At 39.7% G+C, this 26723-nt stretch carries 24 protein-coding genes; 9 read left to right on the forward strand and 15 right to left on the reverse strand.

Annotation, left to right across the window (positions count from 1 at the left end; translation table 11 throughout):
• Position 1: 1 nt before the first annotated feature.
• Positions 2-634 (reverse strand): trypsin-like serine peptidase, encoded by a 633-nt coding sequence (locus N475_RS15075; protein WP_063365516.1) that lies wholly within the window; start codon positions 632-634, stop codon positions 2-4.
• Positions 635-1084: 450 nt separating this feature from the next.
• A complete protein-coding gene (locus tag N475_RS25530) occupies positions 1085-1321 on the reverse strand; it encodes a hypothetical protein (RefSeq protein WP_155732586.1) in 237 nt (78 codons plus the stop codon).
• A 222-nt stretch (positions 1322-1543) separates the two neighbouring features.
• Here N475_RS25530 and N475_RS15080 point away from each other — a divergent pair, with 222 nt between their 5' ends.
• From N475_RS15080 to cydB, 3 genes are read left to right on the forward strand one after another with little or no spacing between them, the layout of a single operon-like run.
• A complete protein-coding gene (locus tag N475_RS15080; RefSeq protein ID WP_063365517.1) occupies positions 1544-2113 on the forward strand; it encodes a GbsR/MarR family transcriptional regulator in 570 nt (189 codons plus the stop codon).
• On the forward strand, positions 2106-3452 hold the full coding sequence (locus N475_RS15085) for a cytochrome ubiquinol oxidase subunit I (RefSeq protein ID WP_063365518.1): 1347 nt from the start codon (positions 2106-2108) through the stop codon (positions 3450-3452). The genes N475_RS15080 and N475_RS15085 overlap by 8 nt, the downstream gene beginning before the upstream one ends.
• Positions 3445-4446, forward strand: coding sequence for a cytochrome d ubiquinol oxidase subunit II (gene cydB, locus N475_RS15090; RefSeq protein WP_063365519.1), 1002 nt, complete (start codon positions 3445-3447; stop codon positions 4444-4446). Before N475_RS15085 ends, cydB begins: the two co-directional genes overlap by 8 nt.
• 70 nt (positions 4447-4516) lie before the next feature.
• On the opposite strand, the gene N475_RS15095 is transcribed toward cydB, so the two are convergent.
• Both N475_RS15095 and N475_RS15100 read right to left on the reverse strand, forming a co-directional pair.
• Entirely contained in the window at positions 4517-5533 is a 1017-nt protein-coding gene (locus tag N475_RS15095) for a lytic murein transglycosylase (protein ID WP_063358215.1), read from the reverse strand.
• On the reverse strand, positions 5526-5807 hold the full coding sequence (locus N475_RS15100) for a YcgL domain-containing protein (protein ID WP_063358214.1): 282 nt from the start codon (positions 5805-5807) through the stop codon (positions 5526-5528). The genes N475_RS15095 and N475_RS15100 overlap by 8 nt, the downstream gene beginning before the upstream one ends.
• Before the next feature lie 146 nt (positions 5808-5953).
• Here N475_RS15100 and minC point away from each other — a divergent pair, with 146 nt between their 5' ends.
• Genes minC through minE form a run of 3 tightly spaced genes read left to right on the forward strand, consistent with a single transcriptional unit; the run spans position 5954 to position 7735 of the window.
• Positions 5954-6655 carry a septum site-determining protein MinC gene (gene minC, locus N475_RS15105; protein ID WP_063358213.1) on the forward strand — a complete coding sequence of 234 codons (702 nt, stop codon included), beginning with the start codon at positions 5954-5956 and terminating at the stop codon, positions 6653-6655.
• 5 nt (positions 6656-6660) lie between these two features.
• The gene (minD, locus tag N475_RS15110; protein WP_063358212.1) at positions 6661-7470 is read left to right on the forward strand and encodes a septum site-determining protein MinD; all 810 of its coding nucleotides are present in this window, start codon (positions 6661-6663) and stop codon (positions 7468-7470) included.
• A 1-nt stretch (position 7471) separates the two neighbouring features.
• The gene (minE, locus tag N475_RS15115) at positions 7472-7735 is read left to right on the forward strand and encodes a cell division topological specificity factor MinE (RefSeq protein ID WP_063358211.1); all 264 of its coding nucleotides are present in this window, start codon (positions 7472-7474) and stop codon (positions 7733-7735) included.
• A gap of 58 nt (positions 7736-7793) precedes the next feature.
• Here minE and N475_RS15120 read toward each other — a convergent pair whose 3' ends face one another.
• Both N475_RS15120 and N475_RS15125 read right to left on the reverse strand, forming a co-directional pair.
• On the reverse strand, positions 7794-8291 hold the full coding sequence (locus tag N475_RS15120; RefSeq protein ID WP_063358210.1) for a YcgN family cysteine cluster protein: 498 nt from the start codon (positions 8289-8291) through the stop codon (positions 7794-7796).
• A 76-nt stretch (positions 8292-8367) separates the two neighbouring features.
• Positions 8368-10347 carry a sensor histidine kinase gene (locus tag N475_RS15125; RefSeq protein WP_063358209.1) on the reverse strand — a complete coding sequence of 660 codons (1980 nt, stop codon included), beginning with the start codon at positions 10345-10347 and terminating at the stop codon, positions 8368-8370.
• Between the two features lie 335 nt (positions 10348-10682).
• On the opposite strand from N475_RS15125, the gene N475_RS15130 reads away from it, so the two are divergent.
• Together N475_RS15130 and N475_RS15135 are read left to right on the forward strand one after the other, a co-directional pair.
• A complete protein-coding gene (locus N475_RS15130) occupies positions 10683-11822 on the forward strand; it encodes a Na/Pi symporter (RefSeq protein WP_063358208.1) in 1140 nt (379 codons plus the stop codon).
• Positions 11823-11940: 118 nt separating this feature from the next.
• Positions 11941-12420, forward strand: coding sequence for a hypothetical protein (locus tag N475_RS15135; protein ID WP_155730949.1), 480 nt, complete (start codon positions 11941-11943; stop codon positions 12418-12420).
• Positions 12421-12422: 2 nt separating this feature from the next.
• On the opposite strand, the gene N475_RS15140 is transcribed toward N475_RS15135, so the two are convergent.
• The 9 genes from N475_RS15140 to N475_RS15180 all read right to left on the reverse strand — a co-directional run bounded on the left by N475_RS15140 (position 12423) and on the right by N475_RS15180 (position 25190).
• Positions 12423-13598 (reverse strand): anhydro-N-acetylmuramic acid kinase, encoded by a 1176-nt coding sequence (locus N475_RS15140; protein WP_063365520.1) that lies wholly within the window; start codon positions 13596-13598, stop codon positions 12423-12425.
• A complete protein-coding gene (locus N475_RS15145) occupies positions 13595-14014 on the reverse strand; it encodes a hypothetical protein (protein ID WP_063358205.1) in 420 nt (139 codons plus the stop codon). The genes N475_RS15140 and N475_RS15145 overlap by 4 nt, the downstream gene beginning before the upstream one ends.
• A 15-nt stretch (positions 14015-14029) precedes the next feature.
• Positions 14030-14788, reverse strand: coding sequence for a substrate-binding periplasmic protein (locus N475_RS15150; RefSeq protein ID WP_063365521.1), 759 nt, complete (start codon positions 14786-14788; stop codon positions 14030-14032).
• A gap of 143 nt (positions 14789-14931) precedes the next feature.
• A complete protein-coding gene (locus N475_RS15155; protein WP_063365522.1) occupies positions 14932-17394 on the reverse strand; it encodes a glycosyl hydrolase family 18 protein in 2463 nt (820 codons plus the stop codon).
• 65 nt (positions 17395-17459) lie between these two features.
• Positions 17460-18896 carry a lytic polysaccharide monooxygenase gene (locus N475_RS15160; RefSeq protein ID WP_063358202.1) on the reverse strand — a complete coding sequence of 479 codons (1437 nt, stop codon included), beginning with the start codon at positions 18894-18896 and terminating at the stop codon, positions 17460-17462.
• A 91-nt stretch (positions 18897-18987) separates the two neighbouring features.
• Positions 18988-22116 carry a glycosyl hydrolase family 18 protein gene (locus N475_RS15165; RefSeq protein WP_227008510.1) on the reverse strand — a complete coding sequence of 1043 codons (3129 nt, stop codon included), beginning with the start codon at positions 22114-22116 and terminating at the stop codon, positions 18988-18990.
• A 494-nt stretch (positions 22117-22610) separates the two neighbouring features.
• On the reverse strand, positions 22611-23564 hold the full coding sequence (locus tag N475_RS15170; RefSeq protein WP_063365523.1) for a sensor histidine kinase: 954 nt from the start codon (positions 23562-23564) through the stop codon (positions 22611-22613).
• A gap of 1 nt (position 23565) precedes the next feature.
• Positions 23566-24105: a heme NO-binding domain-containing protein gene (locus tag N475_RS15175; RefSeq protein ID WP_063358200.1), complete on the reverse strand. Its 540-nt coding sequence runs from the start codon at positions 24103-24105 to the stop codon at positions 23566-23568.
• The gene (locus N475_RS15180; protein ID WP_063358199.1) at positions 24105-25190 is read right to left on the reverse strand and encodes a response regulator; all 1086 of its coding nucleotides are present in this window, start codon (positions 25188-25190) and stop codon (positions 24105-24107) included. Before N475_RS15180 ends, N475_RS15175 begins: the two co-directional genes overlap by 1 nt.
• A gap of 97 nt (positions 25191-25287) precedes the next feature.
• Between N475_RS15180 and nosR the strand changes: the two genes are divergently transcribed.
• A complete protein-coding gene (gene nosR / locus N475_RS15185; RefSeq protein ID WP_227008511.1) occupies positions 25288-26589 on the forward strand; it encodes a response regulator c-di-GMP phosphodiesterase, NosR family in 1302 nt (433 codons plus the stop codon).
• Positions 26590-26723: the final 134 nt, after the last annotated feature.

Below are 26723 nucleotides of genomic sequence, written 5' to 3' on the forward strand. Positions count from 1 at the left end.
TTTAGTTGCGCAGAACACTATTTCCATTAATAATAAAATTCGAGCCTGCATCCAATTGTTTAGGATGTCCTTGAGGGTGTTGAATAATCATGATTTCTTCAGGAAATTCATTCCTCAGTGTTTTCCAACCATAATTGTTGCCGGGAGCTCCTTCAAGTTCGAGAATCGCATAATCTAGCCTTCCTGGTAGATCATTACCATTTTCGGCTACCCGAGTAATATTGAAGAATTGTTGAGCTCTAACTGTATTGGTGTCGTTTGCTAATTGATAGTTAAATGCGACTACATCATTTACGGTAGTGCCATCTACACAATGAGCAGCAGTAAAAAATAGATTTGAAGAAATCAGAGTACCAGAACAATAACTTCCCGCGGAACTAGACGCAACTGACTTTAGCGCACCGACAGAACGTTCATTAGAATCTACAAAACTTTGTGTAAAGCCAAATCTTGCATAGCGATTGTCATAGCGTTCGACATGTTGTAAGTCATTCACACCGCAAATGCTTTCTGGTTGCGTGCGGTCTACAACATAGTTATCGCCTTCGCTGAGCATTCTAATATAGTTTTCATTATCTTTGGCTGAAACAAAGTGACTTGATAGTGCTAACGCAATAGTAGATAACGTTATCATTTTTATATTTTTCAAACTTATTTTCCTTTTGAAATGTGTTTACTTATAAACATGTCACTATCCAGTGACGAAAAGCAAGATAGCTCCAAATTTTAGTCGTGTAAACTGGGTGGTTAAATGTTTTATTGATATTATTATATTGTTTATAAATTATGGTGTTCCTGTTGGTCGCCATGTTTATTTATAAATTTATTAGGGTGTGTTTATTTTAAAAATTTGGTTTGATAATTTTTGAATTTTTATGGTTTTTATTAATGGTGTTTTTTAAATGGGGGTAACGAAATGGTTTTATTTGTGAGTTTTTATTTATCCATAAACTATGAAGCATAACAAGCGTATTCGTGACCCTACTTTACTCAAAAGTTTACTGCGAAATCTGAAGGTAGTTAACTTACAGTTTTAAACGGTATTTAGGTCGTATTCGTGACCCTAATATAGTTGTATTCAATGCTATTGCGCAAAATACACTTCCCACATGTTGTGGTTACTACTTTTGACTGATCTATGGATAGACAAGGTGTATTGTTGTGACTTTTTAGTGGCAGGCAATTTTGACGTTACATAACACGACCGTTCTTCTTCAATCATTGCTATTCGCACTGGTTTCAATGCAAAAACCAATATTTCGGCCGACGCTAATGTCGCAATATTAGTCTGACTGACAATAATTGGGTATTTATTAGTCACAAATTTCAATATTTACCAAAACATGTAAAAGTTGTGTCTTTCACAATATACAAACAAAGCAAAAGCGACTAGATTACAGTCTGGGAATGGGTACTGACTCATTTGTGTCAAATAAAGCACAAATTGGTTTGTTGAACTTTCAAAAAAAATTGAAAATTCAGTTGATCTGAGTCAAATACCCTTATATATTTAACTTTCAATAATTACTGAACGTTTAGAATTATGAACTTATCACCAAAAATCGAAAACTTCGTGCTCCATTGCGGTGAAATGGGCAGTCGTTGGGGATTTAACAGAACGATTGGGCAAATGGTTGGGCTACTTGTAATAAATGAGCATCCACTTACTGCCAATCAAATAGCTGAAGCGTTAAAAATTTCTCGCGGTAACGTGAGCATGGGTATTAAAGAATTGCAGTCCTGGCAATTAGTCAAAGTACACCATGTCCCTGGCGATAGAAAAGAATATTATGCTCCGAACGGTACTATATGGGACCTTGCTAACAAAGTTTTTGAAGAAAGACGTAAGCGAGAAATTGACCCTACTCTCACATTGCTGCGTGACCAAATTTTGGACTCAGCAAATTCACCAGAAGAAAAGTACGCTCAGGAGCAAATGCAATCCATACACGACCTACTTGAAACCGTAACAAAATGGTCTGCTGAATTGCAAAGGTTGACACCTGAACAACTGCAATCATTGATGAAGCTAGGTTCATCAGTAAGTAAGGTGATCGACCTCAAGGACAAGTTATTGAAAAAGTCGCAAATAACAGAGGTGTGTCATGCTTGATACCTTATTGCTGTCGCGAATTCAGTTCGCGACTAATATAAGCTTCCATATACTTTTCCCGACCATATCCATTGCTTTAGCGTGGTTCTTGGTTTTTTTTAAAGTCAGATATATTCAAACAAACCAGCCCGTTTGGCTCCGGGCTTATCGGTTTTGGGTAAAAATTTTTGCGCTTACCTTTGCTTTAGGTGTTGTTAGCGGTATCACTATGTCGTTTCAGTTTGGCACAAATTGGCCAGGGTTTATGGAGCGAGTTGGCAACATAGCAGGACCTTTACTTGGATATGAAGTTCTGACTGCTTTCTTTATGGAAGCGACATTTTTGGGGATCATGTTATTTGGAATGAAGCGTGTAAGCCCTCGGGTACACACCCTTTCTACTGTTATTGTCGCGATAGGTACGACTATTTCAGCTTTTTGGATTTTATCACTTAACAGTTGGATGCATACGCCAACCGGTCACGAAATAATCGATGGTGTTTTTTATCCTAAAGACTGGTTTGAAATTATTTTTAATCCGTCATTTGGCTATCGTCTAAGTCATATGTTGCTTGCCTCTGGTATTACTGCATCATTTTTAGTAGCGGGTATTAGTGCATACAGACTATTAAAAGATGATCACAAACATGCGCCTAAACTGACTTTAAAAGTTGCACTCACCGTAGCTGTTGTATTAACGCCTTTACAAGCTTTTGTTGGTGATTTGCATGGACTGAACACCTTTGAACATCAACCACAAAAAGTTGCTGCAATGGAAGGTGTATGGGAAACCGAAAAAGGCGCGCCTTTGCTGCTTTTTGCAGTGCCAAATGAACAAACACGAAGTAATGAGTTCGAAGTTGCAATACCAAATTTAGCAAGCCTTATCCTTACACACGAAATGGAGGGTGAAATCAAAGGTTTGAATGAATTTACAGACGCACATCCACCAGTGAAGCCTGTATTTTTTGGTTTTAGGATAATGGTTGGGCTTGGTCTTTTAATGATTTTAGTTGCCTTTTCAACTCGTATTGTACTGTACCGAAACGATGAATTACCAAAATGGCAACTGAGATTACTTGTCGCGATGACTTTCTCTGGTTGGATTGCAACCCTTGCTGGCTGGTATGTTACTGAAATTGGCAGGCAACCGTTTATGGTACAGGGGTTACTCAGAATTGATGAGGTTGTAACACAAGTACCAGCGGAGCACGTTTTATATACTCTTATTGGATATCTCTGTGTATACGCATTGTTGCTTGCAGCCTATATAAAAACGTTGTTTTACACCGCAGATAAAGCTGTGGAAGTTGAAGAATATGAAGTAAACATGCCAGTTAGCGGTGACCAATATGCTTAGTGCGGAATTTCTGGCGCAGTTTTATGGCACACTTATGGCGCTGGCCATTTTAGTATATGCAATTTTAGATGGTTATGACCTTGGCGTAGGCATATTATTGCCTACGAAGAACAAACAACAAGCTGACACAATGATTGCTTCGATAGGCCCTTTCTGGGATGCAAACGAGACGTGGCTTGTACTAGCAGTAGGCCTTGCATTAATCGCTTTCCCGCTCGCTCATTCAGTTATCTTACAAGCCTTGTATTTACCTGTCGCGATCATGTTATTGGGATTGATTTTAAGGGGGGTCGCGTTCGATTTTAGAGCGAAAGCTAAGACAAAGTATCGGGATGCGTGGGATGTTAGCTTTAAAGTCGGCAGCATTATCACTGCTTTCTCACAGGGGTTTATGCTTGGACTTTATGTGATGTCTTTTGATACGAGTGCGCAAAGTTACACTTTTGCTGTATTAAGCGGCATTGGTGTTGTATCTGCATATGGGTTGATTGGCTCAGCGTGGCTTGTAATGAAAACAAATGGCGATATATACCATCAGTCACTAGTATGGTGCCGCCGTTTTAACGCGGTTTCTCTAATTGGTGTGATTGCGGTGTCGATGGTAAACCCATTGATAAATGATTTTGTAGCTCAGAAGTGGTTTGGAACTGAGTTATCTATTTTGCTGCTGCCCATTCCATTTGCATGTATTGCTTTGTTTATTTTCCAAGATCGAGTACTTGCCAATTTACTCAGCTGCCAAGAGAAAGAAGGGAGCTGGCGTCCATTTGCAATAAGCACTTTGATTTTTTTGCTGTGCTTCTTAGGGTTGGTTTATAGCTTTTTCCCTTATGTTGTCCCAAATGAGTTAACCATTTATGAGTCGTTAGCTGACCCAAGTGCGCTGACCTTTATGTTTTTTGGTGTAGTACTAGTTGTGCCTGCAATCATAGGCTATACCGTTTTTTCTTATCGTGTTTTTTGGGGTAAGACCCAAGAGCTCACATATTACTAATTTCATTCATTAGCCCAACAAAAAGGCAGCGTAGTTAAGCTGCCTTTTTTATTTGAAAGTAGCATTATATCTAAATTTTTGGATATCCGATTCTGTCAGACAGGTACCCTACACTCGTAACGAAGTAATAACTACGATTCCAGTTCATTAGTGCTTTATAGTTGTCATACGCTAGGTACATACGACCATTCATATCATCAGGCATAACTAAAGCAGCTGTAATGTTAACATTTGGTAGATCTGTGCCATCGGTGCGACGAACACCTAATGCTTGCCAAGCTTCTAAGCTTCGCTCAGAGTTACTAAAGAATTCTAACCACTGGCTATGATTTCTTGTCCCTCGTTTTAAGACGTAGTTTTCAGAAAAGCCGTCTGGAAGTTTGACTTGTCGACCCCAAGTTAAATTATTATTCCAGCCAACACTTTTTAGATAGTTTGCTATCGATGCAAATGCATCTTCTTTGGTAGTCCAAATATCTTTTCGGCCATCTTTGTTATAGTCTACAGCATATGACTTAAACGACGTTGGCATAAACTGAGTTTGTCCCATAGCGCCTGCCCAAGACCCTTTGAAGTTACCTAACTCAACATGTCCGTCACGCAAAATGTCGAGTGCGGCCCACAATTGGCGCTTGTACAATGCTTCTCGTCGGCCGTCAAAAGCAAGGGTTACCAATGAGCTAATCACCGGGTATCCGCCTTGAACACGCCCAAAACTACTTTCCAGGCCCCAAAGCGCGATAATGAAGCGACCTTGAACGCCAAACTCAGCCTCAATTTTATCTAAAAGTTCTTTGTTTTCTTTATATAACGCTCTTGCGCGTTTAATTTTCCAATCTGGAACACGCTTAGGAAGATATGTTTCGAGCGTTTCAACGATCTCAGGTTGCGTTTTGTCTGCCTTAATGACCTTTTTCTTAAATTTGGCAGTGGCAAATGCTGAGTCTACGAGCGATTGCTCATAACCTTTTTGTAGTGCTTCTGCTTTTAGTTTGTCTAGGTACAGATCAAATTCAGCTTGTGTAGTTGCACTTACAGAAGCTGAAAAACACAGAGAAGTAAGTAATACTTTTAAAGTCTTAGTCACTCTTTGCTCCATTTAGTTTTTTAAATTCGTCCAAAAGGTTTTCTTGTGGAGGTGGAATCTGTAAGTAAAAGCCCTGTTCGATTAATTTTTCCTTAACCAAGCTTAAATCTGCCACCCCAAGTCTTTCTCTTTTCGCAAGATCAACTAACATTACATATATGGGGGTGCCAAAAGTGCTCATTAGAGGCGCTGGAACTTTGCTGAAATCGTCTCTTTTTTCAATAAAAAGGTAGGTATCGGCTTTTTTACTACTTTTATAAACTGCACTTAGCATTATAACCCTATAAATTCTTGCTTATCTTAGAGCAGCACTATACCATGACATATATAATAATTGGAAAGTTTTGCTGCTCTCAAACGTACACAGTACGGGGTCAAAATAAGATTTAATAAAGAGTACGCAGTTATATTTGAGCGCTTATGTCTACACAATCTTTTGAACTAAAGGGTAACCTTTTTACTTTATCAGTGTTGCAGTTATTAGACGCTGATCTGAATGTTGTAAAAGAGCAACTGAGTGAAAAGATATCTCAAGCGCCTAAGTTTTTTAAAGGCGCGCCAATCGTAATAAACCTTGCAGAGATTAAAGATGAGCCTCTTGGCCTATCAGATCTCAAATCCATTCTTAGCGACTTATCTTTGAATCCAGTAGGTATATGTAACGGTAGCGAAGATCATAATGATAAAGCTAAATCGTTAGGCATGTCAGTTTTGAACTACACCAAAGATGTTGCGCCCGTAGTAAAAACTCAAACAGCTACAGAAGTAGTTGAAAAACAAGTTTATGTTCCTGCACAAATAATAAATGGTACCGTCCGTTCTGGGCAACAAATTTATGCTAAAGACAGAGATTTAATTGTCATTGGTGCGGTCAGTCACGGAGCAGAAGTAATTGCAGATGGAAATATCCATATCTATGGAACGCTGCGCGGCAGAGCGATCGCGGGTGCTCAGGGTAATGATAATGCAAGTATTTTCTGTCAAAAATTGGAAGCTGAGCTAGTATCTGTAAACGGCAGTTACTGGATCAGCGACTCCCTACAGGGAGAGTATTGGGGTAATCCGTGTCAAATTACCCAAACGAACGAATCTTTAGAATTAACAGCTTTGGTCAAAGGATAAATCTAATGGCAAAAATTATTGTCGTAACTTCCGGTAAAGGTGGAGTAGGTAAAACTACATCAAGTGCAGCAATCGGTACTGGGCTTGCGCTAAAAGGGTATAAAACAGCCATTATCGATTTTGATATTGGCCTACGAAATCTAGATCTCATTATGGGATGTGAAAGACGAGTCGTATATGACTTCGTCAATGTAATCAATGGTGAAGCTAACCTAAATCAAGCATTGATTAAGGATAAAAGAGTAGAAAAGCTTTATATTCTGCCAGCTTCTCAAACTCGCGATAAAGACGCTCTAACAAGAGAGGGCGTTGATAAAGTATTAAATGAATTGAAAGAAGATTTTGACTTTATAATTTGTGACTCACCTGCTGGTATTGAAGCAGGTGCAATGATGGCATTGTATTTTGCAGATGAAGCCATTGTTACTACAAACCCTGAAGTTTCTTCCGTTCGCGACTCTGATAGAATCTTGGGTATTCTACAAAGTAAATCAAAACGTGCTGAAGAAGGTGCGCCACCAGTTAAAGAACACTTGCTTTTGACTCGCTACAATCCTGAACGAGTCGCAACAGGCGAAATGCTTTCTGTAGAAGATGTTCAAGAAATCTTAGCGATTGACCTTCTTGGTGTAATTCCAGAGTCGACTTCTGTATTGAACGCGTCTAACTCAGGTCAGCCAGTGATCTTAGACTCTGATTCTGATGCAGGACAAGCCTATAGCGACGCCATTGATCGTTTATTAGGCGAGATAATCGACTTTAGATTTTTAAACGTCGAAAAGAAAGGCTTACTAAAAAGAATATTCGGAGGCTAATTTGTCTTTACTTGATTATTTCCGTTCAGAGAAAAAAAGCAGTGCCTCTTTAGCTAAAGAAAGATTGCAAATTATCGTCGCTCATGAGCGCTCGAAAAGAGGCACCCCTGACTATTTACCTCAGCTTAAACAAGATATTTTGGAAGTTATTAGTAAATACGTTAAGGTGGATTCAAATGCCGTTAATGTACAATTTGAGCAAAATGAAGACGATTTGGCGGTATTAGAGCTGAATGTCACGCTTCCAGATGACGAAAGCAAATAAAAGAAAAAGGTAGCCCATAGGCTACCTTTTTTGTAATTTTAAAACATGCTGTTTTGTTTTAGTCTGCGTCGTGTTCGGGCCAGGTTACTATATGGTCTTCAAAGTCTTCTTCTAGATTAACACTTGTCTCTAATACGACCTTATCTTTAATACTAATCCCCGCTTTGTGCATCGCTTTTTTAGAGCCGTCATGCTTTAACGGGTGCCAAGATGCAAGCCCCCTACCCTCATGCAGCCGACGGTAACTGCAAGATAGCGGCATAAAAAAGATGTCTTTGAGATTATCTTTTGTAAGCTGTACGCAACTTGGAACCAATGTTTGTCTCTCGGTATATCTCGTGCAGCCGCCTGTGTTTATATCACTGTATTGGCAGATAACATCAGTATATAAGAGCTCTTCGCCATCTCTGAGGACATCTGTACTTTCAAAATGCTCGTCATCAGAATCAATAAAAGAGTGTAAGCAGCACTTACCACACCCGTCACAAATTGATTCCCATTCAACTGTCGTCATTTCTTCTAATGACTTAGATTCCCAAAACTCTACACTACTCATATTTAACGCCCAAAAATCTGAACGACGGATTTTACTTTAACATCAGTTATAGCGCAAAGCTTATAGTAAGGCGATATTAGTTAACAGCGTAATGGCTGTGTTGTTCAGTCACTTCGATCGGTAGCGAAATCTCAATACATAGACCACCGAGTAAGCTGTTGTGGGAATCTATTTTACCTTCGTGTGATTCAATGATCTTTTTACAAACGGCCAAGCCCATTCCTTTTCCGCCAAGCATTGCGCTACGCGAGACATCTTCTCTAAACAGCGGTTGAAATAACTGCTGGTGTGCCTCATAGGAGAGCGGCATTCCAGAATCTTCAATTTTTATAACGAGGTTTTGTTCGTCTTGAATTGTGGTAAGAGATATTTCAACATTGTCACCCCCGAACCTAAGCGCATTTTTTACCACTTCTAAAATGGCATTTTCCATAGTTTGTTTATCAACAGAAATACGCAATTGATCATCTACAAAGTTGGAGATACTAAACTTAGATTTTTTAGGGTCGCCCTCTTGTATACATGTTTGAAAAACTTCGTTTAGGTAAACTTTAGCATTGAGCGTTTCTTTATTTAAGAGCGCTGCTATGTCTTTGTCATCCGTCACCAACATAAGTTGGTCAATAAACGAATGAAGTTCATCTATCTTAGTCATCAGTTTATTGTAGGAATCTTGAACATTGTCCACTATGTTGTATTGCAGTGATTCCACTTGTATTTTCATCACAGTAAGAGGTGTTCGTAGTTCATGGGACAAGTCAGTAAAGAGCTTTTCTTCTTTTGCTTTCAGTTGAACCTCTTTGTCATTGACTTCCTTATGTTTAGTATTCACAGTTTGATTTAGGGCATGTACCTGATGCTGCAACTGATGGAGTAATCTGGATTGTAAAGACTTATGCTGCAGGGCTAATGCTATCGTGAATAGGAGTACCTCGATTAGATAGCCAATTTTAATAAACGATGTTATATCAAACACGTCAATAAGGTTGCCGTAACTGGCACCTAAAATTGTAAAGATATTTAGAAACACTAAGTGGTTTATTAAACTAAAAGTGAAGGTGCGCATTCCCGGCCCCTTCTGCTTGATACTCCAAGTACAAGTATAAATAAATACAGGTATAACAAGTGTACTGAGTAGTAGGTTAAAGTACACGCTATCAATTAAAAGCGCAATTGGCACCAAAGCGGCATAAACACAAATAAATGTACAGTAGACCTTATTGAGTAACGGGTGATAGTGCTTTAGCTGCAAAAAACCACGAACGAAAAGAAGGTGAAACAGCGGCACGGTGGCCATTAAGAATATTGAAAACTGCCCCGAGAAACGGTTGTAATCAGGCCAAAAATATTGGAATGTGAAACCCGCGGTATCAATGACAATAAGAAAAAACAGGAAGGTCCAAGTAGCATAGTAAACGTTGGTGCTGTTTCTATTGAAGAAAAGGTTAACTAGTACAATTAATAATATCGCAGCGATAACACCTGCTAAACTAGCATTGGTTATTAAACTTTTATGTGACTCAGCTAAAAAATTGTCTTGAGAGTGCAATCTAATGTTAGCTGGTGCATTTGCAAACGTTTGGTATTCTATCAAAAATGTGTTTTCGCCAGAATTTAGCTTTAAAGGAATGTAAAACTGTGGGTCCTGTATAGGGCGTTTGCTAAATGGGTCTGCTTCGGTCAAATTAATGACATCTAACCATCCATAGGGTGTTTTTTGATAAACCGATAGTTTAGCTAGTCTTGGAAATCCGAATGATAATATCCAATTACTCTCTTCTACTTCTCTGGTGACCTTAAAGTATGCCCATTTAGAATAGATCTCTTTTTTGGGCTTTTTGTGTAAGTCGTTTAGTGGTCTAAATTGCTGTGAAAAGTTGTCAAAGTCAAAAGCACTTCGAAATTCATTGTTATAGTCAAAGTAAAAAAGCGCAGATTTGTTGATAGGCACAAATTGCGTGTCTTTGTTCACACTTGTTGGTTCAATATTGGGAGAAATATCAGCATATGCTGGGATGAGAAAAAAACCAATCAGTATAAGCAACAAACAACGCATTACTCGCCCTCTTATTTATTTTTTTCAAATACTAACGTTGAATCATGTAGAGAATATGGAGGTTGAGAATGATTGCTGTTTACTTAAGCACGGTTTGTAAAGGATTGTAACAACCTTAATGGTACAAAAAGCTGAACAAAAACAGTGCTCTGAGTAAATATGATACAGAATTAAACGATAAGTTTTGAGAGATTGAGCAATCAGTCTATCCATTGAATTACGTTAATAACTCAACTGAAATATTTCTGTCATATTTCTCTGGTTAAATGCGCCCTGAAATAAAAACGTCATCAAAATGCCATATAGTTTAGGCATTGACACAAAGAGATAAATCAATGAGTGAATATAACGAAAAGTCATTTCCATCTAAGTTACTAACCTGGGGTGCAATTGCATTTCTTGTTTATTTGGTACTTGTAGCCGTAGGTACAGTGAGCGGTGGTTTTAAACTTGCGTCAGGCGGTTCCGAAGGAGCCAAAGAAATCTTCGCTTTTGCTACTAATCCATTTGTAGCCTTACTATTAGGTGCATTAGCAACTGCACTTGTACAATCATCTTCTACAGTTACATCTGTTATTGTTGGTCTTGTGGCGGGCGGCCTTCCTCTACAAATTGCTATCCCAATGATTATGGGTGCTAATATAGGCACAACTATCACAAATACACTTGTGTCGATTGGTCACATTCGCTCTAAAGAAGAGTTTCAAAGAGCATTTGCAGCATCAACTGTACATGATTTCTTCAACTTATTTGCGGTAGCGATTTTCTTACCACTAGAGATCATGTTTGGTCTGCTAGAAAAGTTCTCTGCAAGCCTTGCGCACCTATTCATTGGTGACGCTGACTTATCTATCAAGAGCTACAACTTTGTTAAACCTTTGGTGAAACCTGCTGTAGGCATTGTAAAAGATGGCGTAAGCTTCTTAGATGGAAAAGCGGCTGGTGTTGCCATGGTTGTTATCGGTATCGCAATGATTTTGTTTGCGGTAACAACGCTAGGTAAGTTACTTAAGCAAGCGTTAGTTGGTAAAGCTAAAGATCTTCTGCACGGTGCAATTGGTCGTGGCCCAGTAGCTGGTATCAGCTCAGGCGCTGTAGTGACAGTGATGGTTCAGTCATCTTCAACAACCACAAGTTTAATGATTCCTTTAGCTGGTAGCGGTGTATTTACTACTCGTCAAATCTACCCGTTCACTCTAGGCGCAAATATTGGTACTACTATCACGGCATTGCTAGCTGCGACATCGATTACAGGTCCTGCTGGTGAGGTTGCACTAACTGTTGCACTAGTCCATGTAATGTTTAATGTATTTGCAGTAGGCTTGATTTACGGCTTACCTCTTTTACGCGAAATTCCAATTAAGTGTGCTGAGAAGCTAGCTGAAGTGGGTGCAAGAAACAAAACAGCTGCATTTGGATATGTACTAGGTTCATTCTTTGTAGTACCGGGAATCATAATGCTAGCCGTTCGCTAATCTTTAGTATTTCTTAGTGGCCCCAGAAAATTTAATAAAGTTTTCTGGGGTTTGTTCATATATATGCAATAAAAATTGTGCACAATTAACTGGTAAATTATTAATTCAACTTTTGATCATGGCAAACACTCGAACTATTCAATTTGAACTCTATAAGCATAGCGACCCAATGTTCTCGACTGGTGGTCCGTCTGCAATTGATGAACTGCGATTCGACACGCAAGGTGCTGAGTTGGTTCTAGATTGCTTGCTACCTCATGACGCCGCAGTAGGTAACGTTATCCAAGCAACTGCAACTCATGAACATCAAAGAGATGAGAGTTTTAGTGGAAGCTATACTTTGACAGAGTCCGATCTAAATGCTGGTAAAATTGAGTTAATTTTGCATGGATATGGTGATGCTGGGATGTATATGACACAGTTGAGCTTAACGGGACTCACTGGTGGTGTTAAAAATGTAGTGGACGCTCAGGTTGAACTTGAACACCCAATACTAGACACAAGCGCTAGTGAAAGCCCCTTATTTAAAAAGCAAAGTTCATTTAACTCGATCATTTCTAAATTAAAAGCATGGAAATCAGATCTGCTGATGGCTTAATGCTACAAGGGTAAGCTTATTTTCCCGAGCGTTAAGCCTCCTTCCTCTTTCTTTGAACATATACATTCATTTGCTAACACCGCGAAAAGCGCAGCCTCTTTAGAGTCAGCGTTAATACCATTAAAATCTAGAATGTCTATTTCTAGGTCGCCATTACAGGCTTGCTTTATATTGTCTAAAAGCTTGGTATTGTGGGCCCCGCCTCCACTTACTAATATACGTAAGTCGTCTTTTACTCCAGTGGTTGTAATATGCTGTACCATTGTCAAAGCAGTAAATTGATTAAGCGTCGCCATAATATCTCTGTTATCAATATCATGTTGCTCACTTATTTCAATACAATGTTCGAGCAGTTCTAAATTAAACAACTCAGGACCTGTGGTTTTTGGCATCGGCTTATTTATAAAGTCGATATTCATAAGCGCATCTAGCAAGTGCTTATTGATTTGACCAGAAGCAGCAATTTGACCATGTAAGTCGTAATCTTGACCGTAGTACTTCTTTGTAAACTGGTCCATCATAGTGTTGCCAGGACCTAAATCTGAACAGATCACTTCCTCAATGGGGGATGCTTTTTTTATCAGCGTAAAATTGGCAATGCCACCTATATTCAAAAGGATCGTATTTTTTTGCTGGTTGAAAAATAGAAAATAGTCCCCGTAATGCGCTAACGGAGCACCCTCGAACCCAGCTGCAATGTGCTTTTGTCTAAAGTCCGATATTGTAATAATTCCAGTAGCAACCGCAATTTGATCGCCGTCTCCTAATTGAAGCGTACCGTGGTTAAATTCGGAATAATTGTGAAAATGTTTTGGGCTGTGAAAAATGGTTTGCCCATGGCTTGCAATAAGATCAATGTCAGAGGGGCTTATGCCCCACTTTGTTATTTGACTATTGATAATTTGAGCGTGTAGCTCTCCTATCCAAGGGTTAAGCAAAGTTAAGTATTGTAAGTCTACGGTAGTTTTAGCAAAAACATTCAGTATCTTTTTTTTCACTTCGTAATCATAGTCTACTGTGTTAAAGGCAATTACTTCGCAATGTGTGTCTCGCCCACTCCCGGAGATTTTACATAAAGCGAGATCTAAACCATCGAGTGATGTTCCGCTCATTAATCCAAGTATTATTCGCTCATTTTTATTACTAATAGTGTAAAGAGACTGAATGTAAGGGTTCATAGATATCTATTTATGTTATTGCTAGTTAATACTGAAATCACAGGATACAAGTTTTTGCCAAGGTTTACAGTGATATTAATGGTTTCTCCTGCTTTAAAAGAGAGCTTTTCCGGTAAGTTGCTAAGCACTTTAGCGCTTCCATCAGCATACGTAACCATAAGATGATGTGGTTCTAGTGTTCTTCTCCCGCTAGAGAGGTTTTCTATGCTTAAAAGAGCTGCCCGCTCCCCCTCTTCATTGGACATGGTTATCGCCGTTTTGACTTTGAAATCACTACCTACAGGTCGTATATCTTTCTCACTGTAAAATAGTGATGAATCTGTGTATATCTGTGTGTTGTCTATCGTAAAGGGCTTATCATTGTTTGCATACGCAACACTAGACAATAATAGGAGGGGAAGGATGATTCTTTTCAAATTGTACTCCACAATTTATTTCACAACCGAGTTAGATCTTTGTCTTAAAATTGCTTCGATTTGAAGTTGGGATTCTGTTATTGCTCTATTAATAGCTTCAATCTCTGCGTCTTTAAATGTAAGTCGGCTTAACATAAAGTGAATTGCATTATCGTTGACGATATATGAGTGCAGCCTTAACCGATCATATCCAAGTTGATTTATATAATAGAAACCAGTGTGCTCATCTTCTATTAGAAAATCTATTCTTTTTTTATTGACTAACTCAATACGTCTAGAAACGCTGGCGACCTCTATTAGTCGCTGTTGATACCAGCTAATTTGCAGTATCTGCCTGAGCTCTTCTCCATAATATGCACCTGGGTTTGTTACAAAGGTATACTCATCAGCAAACAATTCAGTCAGGCTTTTAATTGGCGGTAAATCTAACCGCGTGAAAAGACGCATTTTTTCACGTCTATAAGGTGCACTAAAGTGTGCATTGTTTGCTCGATCTACGTTGAAGCTCGCGGACGGGAGTACATCAACATAACCCTTATATAATTCAGCCAATCCTCGGGCGGAAGTAGGGAGGCGAATAAATTTAAAACAAACGTTCGCTTTGCTAAATACAAGCTTGGTGATCTCAATGTCTAAACCAAAAGGAGTATCTCCTTTGTACATCACGTAAGGCGGCCAACTACTGCCTATACCAATCTTTTTTTCAGACGAGCATCTTTCACTTGAATATGCGTAACTTGATATAAAAACTATTATCAGTAGTAGGCGTTTCACATTTGTATACGTTTGTCAGACATTTATTTAGTATGAAATATTTATAAGAAAAAACAAAGGTGCAGAGCACCTTTGTTTTTATAGCGGGTTGGCCTGTCCATCGGTCAATTCAGAAAGGTTTCTGAATATCAACCCAATACTGTTTAAAGAGCTTGCCAAACCATAGCAGTGCCGGGTTCTTCGCCTCTAGTCCACCATTTTGCGCGATACACTTTACCGTTATGTGAAGCTAAATCACCGCCTACATAAACTTTACCTGCATCCCATGGTGCAACGCTAGAAGCTGCATCAGTAACAGTTACATCGAAAGAAGTTGTTGTTGTATAAGTTCCATCAGATACATCAACAGTTACCGTATATGTGGTGTCTTGTGCAACTTCACCCGCAGCTAAAGATACGCTAGAACCTGAGCCCGACACAGTCAGTCCTGCAGGTGCATTCCAAGTGTACGTTAACGGGTCGTTGTTTGGATCAGTTGCTACCACTGAAACGTTTACAGATTTATTTTCTTCTACAGAGACATTAGCAATCGGTTGAACCACTGGTGCGCCCGCAGGTACTTCTGCTTTCACAAGAACTGACACAGTTTTTTCAGTGGTTGCGTTTTTGTCATCTGTAACAGCGATTTTTAATGAGTACGTTGTGTCGACAGTAACATTAGGAGCTGTAATCCCAACAGTTGCAGTATTTGCATTTGTAAGAGTCAGGCCTTGTGCAGTCCATGCATATGTTACCGCTGCGCCTTCAGGATCGCTGGCAGTGACAGTCAATGCAGCAGACTTACCAGACTCAAGCGTTAGATTGGCATCTACTGATACAATCGGTGCTCTGTTTGTTGGCACGCCGCCGGTTAAACCATCGTACATTGCGTTTAGGATGTCGCCATTATCTGCATCGATTTCCCACGCAAATAAACCACCTAAATTATGCAAGTTTACATACTGACCTTTAGCATATACTGAGCGAGGGCTATCATAAGTTAATAGTTTACCACTCGTAGGGTTCCATACCCATGCAGCTTCAGCTTGATCATCATATCCTGCTGTAAATCCGTTAATGCCAGTGCCATTCGCACCAACTAGATTTTTAGCAATTGCTTTGTAATCCATGATGCCAGGTTCCCAAACACCTTCGCTTGTAGAACCTGCGTATTTACCATTACCTGGTGCAGTCATTGGATTGCCCGGGATTGTTGTATTTGAATCAAATACGCCTTCCCAGCCACGTCCGTACATCGCCGCGCCTACAACAAGTTTCTTAGGATTAACACCTTGAGCTAATAGTGCTTTCACTGCATTGTCTAAGGTATAAGCAGGGCCTTTACGTGGTTCACCGTTGTCATCTAGGCCAGTTCCATCACACTCACCTTGACTTAAATGTGAACCGCAGTAAATACCAGTCTGGTGACCAGTCACATTATTCCAGCCACCATAAAAGTCATAGGTCATTGCGAAAATGTAGTCCATGTATTGCTGAGCAACTTGGTAATCAACATCCTCAATTTTGTCGTAACCAGAGCCGATTGCTGAAGTTAACTCGTATTTGCGACCTGTTTCTAGCTCTAGCTCATCAAGCATTGCACGCAGTTCTTGCATCAATGCAATATATGCCGGACCATCATTGACCGGATCTCCAAGACCAGGGTTAGGGCCGTCACCACCAGGGAATTCCCAGTCAATGTCTACACCATCATAAAACTTCCACGTTTTCAAAAACTGCTTCATTGAAGCAACAAATGTGTCGCGGTTAGCTTTAGTTGTGAATCCGTGGAATGGGTCTGATAGTGTCCAACCACCAACTGAAGGTAAGATTTTAAGATCTGGATAACGTTGTTTAAGCGCCATCAACTGAGCATATGTGCCGCGAATTGGGTCATTATTGTCTGTACCTGGTAGCGTTTTCTGAACTGCAGCCCACGGATCGTGAATAACAACTTCATAATCTTGTGAATCAGCACACGCCTTTTGTAATGCTCTCCAGCTATTGCCATTTTCAATTTCTTTAAGTGACTCGTTAGCACCACAAATTGGAATGAATCCATAAAGAAGATGAGTTAAGTTTTGAGCTGGGATGTTAGATACGTCAAAATCTCTGCCGTAGATGCCCCACTCTACAAAGTAAGCACCTGTAACCATTCCTGGAATGGTGCCGTTGTTTTTGTTCTTTGGATCAACGTCCATGGTAAGCGGCTGCAAGTGACCGCCATCTGTATCTGCGATAACGATTGGTTTGCCAGCGCTTTTTGCACAACCAGTTGAATCACAAATTTCTAAATAAAGCGTGTGTCTTCCTGATTTAGTGTAAGGGAAGCTAACAGTTCCGCCTTTAGTGCCAGCTGCAAGTGGGCCTTGATCTACTACTTGGTTATCAAAATACACTTTGTAGCTGTCGCCACCTGTGCCACTCCAAGAGTTCCATTTTATATTAACTGTTACGACGTCCTTAGCCTGTACGATTTGTTTGTAAGAACCGTTACCTTCTAAATTTACATCTACAAAAGAGTAGGTTTGTGGTTCCCAACTAATTTGAGGCGCTGAAGGTGCGGCAATTGCACCTGCTGACATCAGTGCTAGTCCTATAGCAGCAGTTAAATTATTAATTTTCATTACTATCTCAACCTTATTTTACATGTTATATCCAAACCCCAACGAATTGGAGTGACCTTTACATCTTATTTAATTTCTTTCCATACCTGTGTAGTGCCAGGCTCTTCACCTCTATTCCACCACTTAGCTTCGTATACTTTGCTATTGTGAGAAACTTTGTCGCCTGCTACATAAGTCGCATTTGCTTTCCATGGTGCTGGTGTATTTGCAACATCTTTTACTGTAATTTGAGTGGATGTGTTGCTAGATAGAGTGCCGTCTGAGACTGAAACACCAACGGTGTAAACGGTATCTTTATTTACTGAGCCCGCTTTTAGAGTTATTGTCGCGCCAGAGCCAGTGTAGGTTAATCCTGTTGGTACATCCCATGTATACGTTAGGTCCATTGTATAATCGTCAAATGCATGAACATGAAGTTGAGTTTCTGATACTTCGTTCATAGTAATCGGATCTGGTTTATGAACCGTTGGCGGTGTATTTGGCTGCTGCACTTGAATTGTTAGGTTGTAAGTATTGGATGCAGCAGTGACGAAGACCTCGTTACTTAACAAATTTTGTTCGTCAAACACTACATTACCAGCGCTGTCTTTTACGCCCACTTTTATATCAGAGGCATAATTGGTATTTAATAATGTAGCGAGTTCGGTTTGCCAGCTATTTGAGTTAACATCTGTGATCTTTAGAGATTGTTTAATGATTTCTTGACCATTTGCATCAAAAACACGCGCCCACACGGTATCTGTAACTTTTGCATCTTGTCCTTGTTTTACGTAGTATCCAGCAGAGAACCAATCTGTTGGCTGTGAGTCAGTGACGATATTTATGTCTGAGCAGTTATAAAATCCTTCGCCTGCTACATCATTACGTTGCCAGCGAGTATAAAGAATCGCCCTACCGCTTCTATCTTGCGGTATATTTAAAGTCATTTCGTAAAATTTCTTACCGTCTGGATCTGTAACAAAATTCACATTTCCGACTTCAGTGATTAAATCTAAGTCTGTCCAATTTAATACATCAGTAGTCGCATTGAATGTGGGCTTGGTTAAGTAAAATTTCCAAAAACTTGGGTTGTGAGGAGTAGTAGCTCTGAATCGAATAGCAAGGTCACCATTAGCGCCTGGTTTTACATCTGTAGTTTGCCATTCAGTATGGGGCAGGTTCATGCCTCGTTTTTCGTTAGAGCCAGCCGCACACAGCGTGCCATTGGGTATTGCAGCTTCTACAGCTGCTTGATTGTTATAATCAGCGATAAGAGAAGCGAATTCATGTTCTTGGACGAATTGCACATAACCAGACTCTAAAAACGCAGCTCTACATGCCAGGTTTGGAATGTTGGTTCCATCATCAGGCCACCAGTAGCCACCTTGTGCTTCACATATTGATTGTCTGGCTTTAGGAAAGTCCATGAAACCATGGGCGTTTGAAGAAGGTGTATATGTTGATACGAATGCAGTACATGCAACAGATAGAACAGTTAAATATTTTCCTTGTAGAACGTTCATCGCGCTCGCCTCTTATAGCTGTTTAGCTTTTATTTATTACTAATATTGCTTGTCAGATTAAAGCGGGAGCAAGCTCCCGCTAGCTTAGGTTTTATAAACTACATACTTTTTGATAATCAGAGCTTGTCGAAGGTTGTTTGTTACTCCACCACTTGGCTTTATAAACGCCTTGACCGTCTATGATTAGGTCGCCAGCACCTGCATGCGTGCCTCGTGGGAACGTAGGATATACTGGGATATCTGCAATCGGTGTACCTTCGCAATGCGTAATTGGACCACCATTACCATCTCCTGGCTTAGCAGCTGGTAAAGTCGGGTACTCAAACTTAAACGCATAGCGCTTACCATCTTTCTCTGCTGTGAAGTTAACCGGACCTGTTACAGGCATGTAGTACATTACCTGAGCGTTGATAGTTTCGCCTGGAGCGAAAGACTTCGGTGTATTACCCCACTCATTCTTTAATGTAATAGAGAATCTGTGGAAATCATTGTCAAAGCCGCCAATGTTATTGCCAGCAGCATTTGAATTGTTTACATCTACTGCCATTCCAAGTTTCTCTTGAGCATTCCAGTTAGACTTGAAGATTGCAGAAGTCGATACCGGTACATCGAACGAGATTTTTGCTCCTGATAAGTCGATGTTCGAGTTGTTTGTGAATGCAAATGTAGGTGCTATTGGGTAGTTATCATCACCTACCGGGAAGCTTTTCGCATCAAAGCTAACGTCAACTTGTTCAGTTGGTACTTGGAAAGCCACATCACCTCTGTGAATATCGTACTGAGCACCAGATTGCTTGAATTTGTTATATGCTAGCGTTGTCATACTCGAACCCATGAAGTATTCGCCTTTCGCTGCATCGTAATCAAAGTCGCCAGCTAGCTCCCAGAACATAATACCGCCTAGACCTTTGTTGATTACATAATCAACTTTTGTACCCATAGACTCCTCATCTTCAATCGAGATGAACACATTCTTTTGAGCGTTCCACAGCCAAGGAGCTACAGCTACTGAATCATAATTGCGAGCATATGTACCAGTTAACTGGTCTGCAGGATCTGTATCTGGTGTTAAACCATAGTCTGCAAGGTAGCTAGGTAATACCCCATTCTGTAAATTCTTAGCGTGCCAAAGTGGGTTAGAACCTGCCGGAACTTCTAGGCCAACGTCATTTTTGTCATGCCATAAATTATCGATACCAACTGCACCATTACCACACTTATTCTTTTCGCCTGAACCTGTTCCTGGAGGGCAATCTGCTTGATTAGGCAGCGGCGCCTGTCCCCACAAACCGTTCGTACCACCTTGAACGTCTCTAAAGCCACGTGTGTAGTAAGGGATACCAATGTTTATACGTCCAGCTGAAAGACCGCCTTGGAAATATTTAACAGCCCAATCTGTATTTAGGTAGCCAATACCTTCAAATTCTTTAGTACCATATACATTCCAAGCTTTTAATTCTGAATCTTCACCTGTGTCATACAACGCAGCATTATGGCCAACATGTGAGTTCCAAGCGCCATGTAGGTCGTAAGACATGATATTTACGTAGTCAAGGTACTTAGTAACTTGAAACGTTTCCATACCACGAAGAAGGTAACCTGACGAAGGTGACGCAATCGTCAACATGTAATGATGGCCGTCTTGTTGCCCTGCTTTGTCCAGCTCTTCACGAAGGCGCTTCATTAGCACTTGGTAAGAAGCGTTTAGGCCCGCTCGTCTCGCATTAGAGATTGGGAAGTCATCAGGGTGACCTGAGTCTTTCATTGAAGATGGGTATTCATAATCAATATCTACACCATCAAATCCATACTTTCTGATGAACTCAACAGAGCTTGCTACGAATGTTTCAATACCAGCGTTGTTAATGGAGCCGTCAGCATTTGTAGTCATTGTATAGAAACCACCGCTATTCACTCTCTTGCCATCAGGGCCGAAGAAGCCGCCAGTTTCCGCCCAACCACCAACGCTGATAAGCGTTTTCACGTCTGGATACTGTTTTTTATATTTATTTAGAAGGTTAAAATGACCTTTATAAGGTAGTGTTGGGTCTAATTCAGCACCTGCTACTCCTGGCCATTCCATATTGGTAGCTGGGTTACCAGCAGCGTTTGGATCACCAATTGAGACTTTGTTTCCAGCATCAACATGCGCAAAGGCATAGTTTATGTGCGTGATTTTGTCCCAAGGAATGTCATTGACTAAGTATGACGGTTGGCCGTTTGCACCATTTCTCCAGCTAGTGAAATAACCGATCACACGTCTAGGGTGGTCTGCACCCATTTCTTCTCGGCCGTTGGCGTCATAGATTGTACAATAAGGGGTATTAACACCTGGTGTTTGATATAGGCCGGCTGGCTTACAAGCATCACGGTCGCCTGGGACTTGAGTACCGACTGTAAGTTGTGTACTAACGCTCGTGCTTGCATTTTTATCGTCTGTAGCAGTTAGAGTGAAAGTATAGTTTCCATCAGCTTCTGCGACCCACGTGTGCTCTGTTGGTGTGCCATTTGTCGATACAACTTCTACGCCATTTACAGCAAAACTAAGCTTGGAAACTGTACCGTCAGTATCGCTACCTGACAAAGAGAACACAACGCTACTACCTACTACCAGTTCTACTGGTTTTGATTTGATATTTAGAGTTGCAGTAGGTGCCTCGTTAACAGGTGTACCTGTTCTTACAGTAATTGAGTTAGAAATTAACTGAGAAGCTGCGTTTTTATCGTCATAAGCTTTCGCACTCAGTTGATAAACACCAGGCTGACCTGCGGTCCAAACAGCATCAAACATGTCTGCTACACCAGTTGTATCAGTCGCGATTAACGTATTGTCAACATAGAACTCTACTTTGTTTACGTTTCCGTCAACGTCAACTGCTTTTACACTTATGGCAACGCTGTCATTTTCGTCAAATTGAGAGCCATCAATGGGGGTTAACTGACTGATTGTTGGCGGGTTATTTGTTCCCGAACCTGCGCAGTCTCCTAGCTTTTTCCACTCCTGGTCTGGCCCTGAATTAGCTGCCGGTTCTGAGCGATTCCACCACTTAGCTTCATATGCTACGTTGGTTTGCTGGACTTTGTTACCACCGACATATGTGCTACCAGCTTGCCACTCTGGCAAGCCAGTGCAATCATAAGCGTTCGAATACGTTGTGCTTATTGCAATTGCTAAAGTACTTAACTTGAGCACATTTTTAATATGATTTCTCATTTTCATCTTATCACCAACCTTTACATTAATTGTGATTAACATTTGTTAAATAAACCTAACATAGAAATTAAACACGTCAATGTGTGCCTGTTTAAAAAATAAACACAGAAACCTGCTTTCCAATACTAAAGTTGTGCTTTTTTAGGGTGGAAATGAATTTAATTTATATTCATCGCTTTTGCCTATATATGAATCGAATTCATCTCTTTGATGCCAAATATTACAGACTATTGCATATATAACAGTTGGTTAGTGGGGGCTCGTACCTGTGTTAGATCTAAATGTAAACTTTCACATAAATTAAACTAATCCGAAAGTTGACGCGCGCGTAAACTTATATTAGTTATAAGCTATAACTAATGGCTATATAATTTAATAAATAAATTTTTAGTTTGATTGATTGGAATCAGTAAGGATCTAATTGGAATAAAAATTTGAGGGGTACAGAGTATAGACTAAAGTCTATACTCCAAGAAAAAGAGCGGCGCTGAGTGAAAATACTACTGTTTTGATTTTGGAAGTTTTACTTGAACTGTAACACCGTTATCGATGTTGTTGACAAGTGATATGCTTCCCTTGTGGTTAGATAAAATCCCATAAACTACCGCCAAGCCCATACCGGTCCCTTCCCCAAGCGGTTTTGTTGAGTAGAAAGGTTCGAATATATGGCTGATGTCATCTTCTGGTATACCGATTCCGTTGTCACAAAATTCAATTATATATTCGGATTCTGTTTGATTTACTGTAACTGTAATTTTGCTCTGGCTTATTAAGCCCTTCTCTTTTGCTTCTTCGCAAGCTTGGACTGCATTTACAAAAATATTGATGAAAGCCTGCGTAATATTAGACTTACTTCCGCTGATAAATAAACCTTCCTCAGAAAGTGATGTAAGGTGTACTTGTTTCAGTTTGTTCTCTAGTAGCTTTATGGCGTGCTCTATGACTTCCTTTACTTCAAATATTGACTCGTCACTTTGCTTGGGTTTTGCAAAGTCCAATAAGTTTTTGATTATTTCTGATATTCGTCCGCAACCTTCTTGGCAATCGTTGGCTATGTCCTCGAGATCTTCAGTTAGTTCCCTTGTGTTAATACCTTGATTCAATGTTTTTAGTTGGTCGATTAACTGTTCGTCAGTCAAATCCCCTTCTGTATAACGGCTCATTAGGGTTAGGTAGCTATTTATATCATCTTTGTAGTGCGCAAACGTTTCGAGATTACACGTAAGATATGCCAAAGGGTTATTTATTTCATGCGCGACGCCGGCAGAGAGCGTTCCAAGCGTAGCCATTTTTTCGGATTGTACGACTGCTATTTGCTGCTGCTGAAGTATTGTCAGCTTTTTTTCTAGCTCTACATTTAGGGCATAGAGTTTACTTGTTTTCTCTTCTAGAAGAAGTTCAACTTCGTCTCTAGCTGCTTTTTCCCTGAGATAGGCTTTGTAATAATTTTGCATATTATGAATGTGTTATCTTCAAAAGACACTCTTTCTCACCGTTGTGCATACAAAGAGGATGTTCTATTTTTATAGTTTTATTAAAATGTTCAGCACAACCATAGATCAATCCTTCGGCGCAAAAACATAACTTTCTCGGAGACCTATACACAAGGTGAATTGTGTGTTCATCATAAATTTTCGCTTCGATAGTTGGTAAGTTCGGCTCTTCGTAAAGCTTTTGTACCTCCTGATGTATTACATCATCAATGGAGATAATCAACTGTTCAAAGCTTTTAAACTCTTCGACAATCGACGTATGGCGCTTAGCTAAAAAACCAAAAAGATATGTACCAAAGGCCTTTAACGTTTCCGGCATGGATAGGTTTAAAGCTTGTGAAACACTTGTAGCCAGCCCAACTAATTCCTCATCAGGATAGGACCTTGCACTGACATATACGCGGTCTTCGGGGCAATGTTTCTCAAGTAATTGCTCCCATACATCCATGCCCTTAGTGTTAATTACTAATTCTTCAAGGCATCTAAAAATTATACCTTTCATTATGCCTCCTCTAGCACCAGCCTTCTAGCACGCATGTCTTCAAGTACGTCAAAAAAATTTGGTCTACTCATTTGCTGAGGCGTGATAGATGAAATTGAAATCGCTTTGTTATTTGGGGTAAGCCTTATAAATAGGCGTACTATCAGATCTTGTACATTATTGTTTTCCGAAACAGAAATGAGCCTAGCTCTTTCACTGATTAAGTGCTCACTAACGCCCCACAGCAATAAAAATTTGGAGCTTAAATCAAGAGGCTTAAAAAAATCATTATCTGCTTTTAGAGCAAAGTACTCATTGATTAAAAAATCAATGTAGCCGATGAATACCATTACAAAAATTTGCTCGCAAGTTTTCTCATCGGTGTCGCGTTGTTTTGCAACACAATAGGCCTGGCTTGACCAGGTCAAGTAACAATTCATTGCTTCATTTTGGCGACTTACACCAATTACATGAATAAGCTCTAAAGAGATAAAGTATGCAATTGAAATATAGCGCTTTATCGTATTGGGTAAATCTTGGAAACTATTGCCGTTCTCACAGTTCAATATATCTATTGCTTTGTTTATTTGCGATTCAAGTTGTGGTTCAACGCCTTGAGTTAACGAATGTATCTCTTCTATGAGAGAAATTGTGTTGGCACTCGGTGTAGGAAAGTACGGTAGCATACCAAGGTTTATTACTTGCTCTTCATTCCAATCAATTTTGTTGGTTCGAGTAATCAATTCACTCAAAAGCAACAACTCATTTTTGTCGAAAGGCTTTTTCAAAAAGTGATTTGCTGGGATGTCATCCTTTATTTGATAGAGCTCGCCTATGTTTCCCGACATCATAATACGTATTGATTTTGGGCTATAGTGCTTGGCAATGTTAAGAACATCTTTTCCATTTAAGTCCGGCATCTGGTAATCACTGATAATTAAATCATAAGTAGGTCCGTTGTCTGATAGGTAGCTTTCAACCAACAATGGGTCGTTAAGAGTAACGACTTCGTCTACAGAAAAGCTTCTAGATACAGCTTTTGATAAGGCACGCAACATTAATTTGTCATCGTCTATAATTAAAATCTTTAATGCTTTCCTTATCATCTATATCGAACCTATTTTGTTGTTTCTTATTAAAGTTTAGTCTAATTTTAAAACTATAAACAAAACTATTTTAACTAAGATGGAGCTGTTCAAGTTTATGAGTGAAGATCCGATACTAGTCTTGTGTCTAGATGACGAAAAAAGTGTCTTAAAGTCACTCGGTAGACTATTGAGGCAAAACGGCATCAAAGCTGAGTTATTTGAGTCAGGTATTGAAGCTCTGGAAAGGGTCAGAGAAATACCATTCGACGTTATAATTTCTGACATGAGAATGCCAAATATGGATGGTGCTGAGTTTTTAACTAGTGTAAAAGCAATTTCACCTGACTCTAGGCGGATTCTTTTAACTGGATACTCAGATATTGAAGATACAATAAACGCGATCAATGGCGGTGGAATACATGGTTATATTCAAAAACCATGGAAAAACGAGCATTTAATTACTGAAGTGAACAAAGCTGCAGAATTAAGTAAACTTAAAAAGCAAAATGACGAGCTTCAAAAAAAAGTACAAGTTCAAAATGATGAACTTAAGGAACTTAATTCAAACTTAGAAAGCTTAGTGGAAAAGCGTACATCGCAAATTCGCCAAGTTTTGAAACAGCTTGAGGCTGCAAATGAAAACGAAAAAAAAGAGCATAAAAGTACTGTAGAGTTACTTTATAATTTCATTAACGCAAACCCTTATTTAGATGCAGACAAAGCAAAAAATATTGCTAAAGTGTGCTTTCAGTTAGCTAAAGCATTGTGTTTGAGCTCTGAAGTAGCTGATATGACAAGAATGGCAGGATATTTGTCGCAAGTTGGCTTGCTTGCCATGGACCCGTCTTTATATTCAAAGCCGTTTCATGAACTAGACGCAGAAAAGAAAAAAGTATTTTTAACCCACCCTTCTACAGCACAGTTAATGCTAATGCCTGCTCAGCACTTGAGCGATGTAGCTGAAGCTATATATAGCCAATTTGAAAAGTATAATGGTCAAGGAGTCCCCAAAGGTTTAAAAGGAAAAGATATTCCTATTGGTGCACAGATCCTAGCTGTAGCGAGAGATTATATCGAGCACCTATATCAAAGCCAACGACCAATGTCTGAGCGCAAAGAAAATGCACTCGAAATTATTAAAATGTATGGCGGTAGCTTTTACCATCCAAAAATTGTTGAAGCGCTGTTGTCTGTACTATCAAAAGACCAAATTGAAACCGAAAAAGTTGGTAGTATGAGCATTCTTACTGCTCAGCAGTTAAAACCGGGAATGGAACTTGGACTAGCGATGCATAGTGCTCAGGGAATTATGTTGTTACCTAAAGGGCACGTCCTGTCAGAAAGCTCCATCGCAAAGCTTCAACAACTTGAGTCTCAGCGACCTAATCCTTTCAGAATCATGATCGTAGATAACTAACCAAATATTTCTAAAATAAAAAATGGCGCACTTTTATACAGGTAACTATTTTATAACCTGTATATTTGAGTTAAAGAACACATCATACTTTTGGTTGATTTCGACGTAAGATGCTGTAACTCCACCCAATTTAG

This window comes from Pseudoalteromonas luteoviolacea DSM 6061 (assembly GCF_001625655.1).
In the GTDB taxonomy this organism is placed as follows: domain Bacteria; phylum Pseudomonadota; class Gammaproteobacteria; order Enterobacterales; family Alteromonadaceae; genus Pseudoalteromonas; species Pseudoalteromonas luteoviolacea.

Excerpts from the sequence above, each read along its gene's own strand:
- N475_RS15100 (WP_063358214.1), bottom strand. The coding sequence starts at position 5,807 with ATGCTAAGTGCAGTTTATAAAAGTAGTAAAAAAGCCGATACCTACCTT.
- N475_RS15165 (WP_227008510.1), bottom strand. The coding sequence starts at position 22,116 with ATGAAAATGAGAAATCATATTAAAAATGTGCTCAAGTTAAGTACTTTA.
- cydB (WP_063365519.1), top strand. The coding sequence starts at position 3,445 with ATGCTTAGTGCGGAATTTCTGGCGCAGTTTTATGGCACACTTATGGCG.
- N475_RS15075 (WP_063365516.1), bottom strand. The coding sequence starts at position 634 with ATGATAACGTTATCTACTATTGCGTTAGCACTATCAAGTCACTTTGTT.
- minD (WP_063358212.1), top strand. The coding sequence starts at position 6,661 with ATGGCAAAAATTATTGTCGTAACTTCCGGTAAAGGTGGAGTAGGTAAA.
- nosR (WP_227008511.1), top strand. The coding sequence starts at position 25,288 with ATGAGTGAAGATCCGATACTAGTCTTGTGTCTAGATGACGAAAAAAGT.
- N475_RS15170 (WP_063365523.1), bottom strand. The coding sequence starts at position 23,564 with ATGCAAAATTATTACAAAGCCTATCTCAGGGAAAAAGCAGCTAGAGAC.
- N475_RS15125 (WP_063358209.1), bottom strand. The coding sequence starts at position 10,347 with ATGCGTTGTTTGTTGCTTATACTGATTGGTTTTTTTCTCATCCCAGCA.
- N475_RS15155 (WP_063365522.1), bottom strand. The coding sequence starts at position 17,394 with ATGAAAATTAATAATTTAACTGCTGCTATAGGACTAGCACTGATGTCA.
- N475_RS15180 (WP_063358199.1), bottom strand. The coding sequence starts at position 25,190 with ATGATAAGGAAAGCATTAAAGATTTTAATTATAGACGATGACAAATTA.
- N475_RS15135 (WP_155730949.1), top strand. The coding sequence starts at position 11,941 with ATGGCAAACACTCGAACTATTCAATTTGAACTCTATAAGCATAGCGAC.
- N475_RS15140 (WP_063365520.1), bottom strand. The coding sequence starts at position 13,598 with ATGAACCCTTACATTCAGTCTCTTTACACTATTAGTAATAAAAATGAG.
- minC (WP_063358213.1), top strand. The coding sequence starts at position 5,954 with ATGTCTACACAATCTTTTGAACTAAAGGGTAACCTTTTTACTTTATCA.
- N475_RS15080 (WP_063365517.1), top strand. The coding sequence starts at position 1,544 with ATGAACTTATCACCAAAAATCGAAAACTTCGTGCTCCATTGCGGTGAA.
- N475_RS15085 (WP_063365518.1), top strand. The coding sequence starts at position 2,106 with ATGCTTGATACCTTATTGCTGTCGCGAATTCAGTTCGCGACTAATATA.
- N475_RS15130 (WP_063358208.1), top strand. The coding sequence starts at position 10,683 with ATGAGTGAATATAACGAAAAGTCATTTCCATCTAAGTTACTAACCTGG.
- N475_RS15120 (WP_063358210.1), bottom strand. The coding sequence starts at position 8,291 with ATGAGTAGTGTAGAGTTTTGGGAATCTAAGTCATTAGAAGAAATGACG.
- N475_RS15160 (WP_063358202.1), bottom strand. The coding sequence starts at position 18,896 with ATGAACGTTCTACAAGGAAAATATTTAACTGTTCTATCTGTTGCATGT.
- N475_RS15175 (WP_063358200.1), bottom strand. The coding sequence starts at position 24,105 with ATGAAAGGTATAATTTTTAGATGCCTTGAAGAATTAGTAATTAACACT.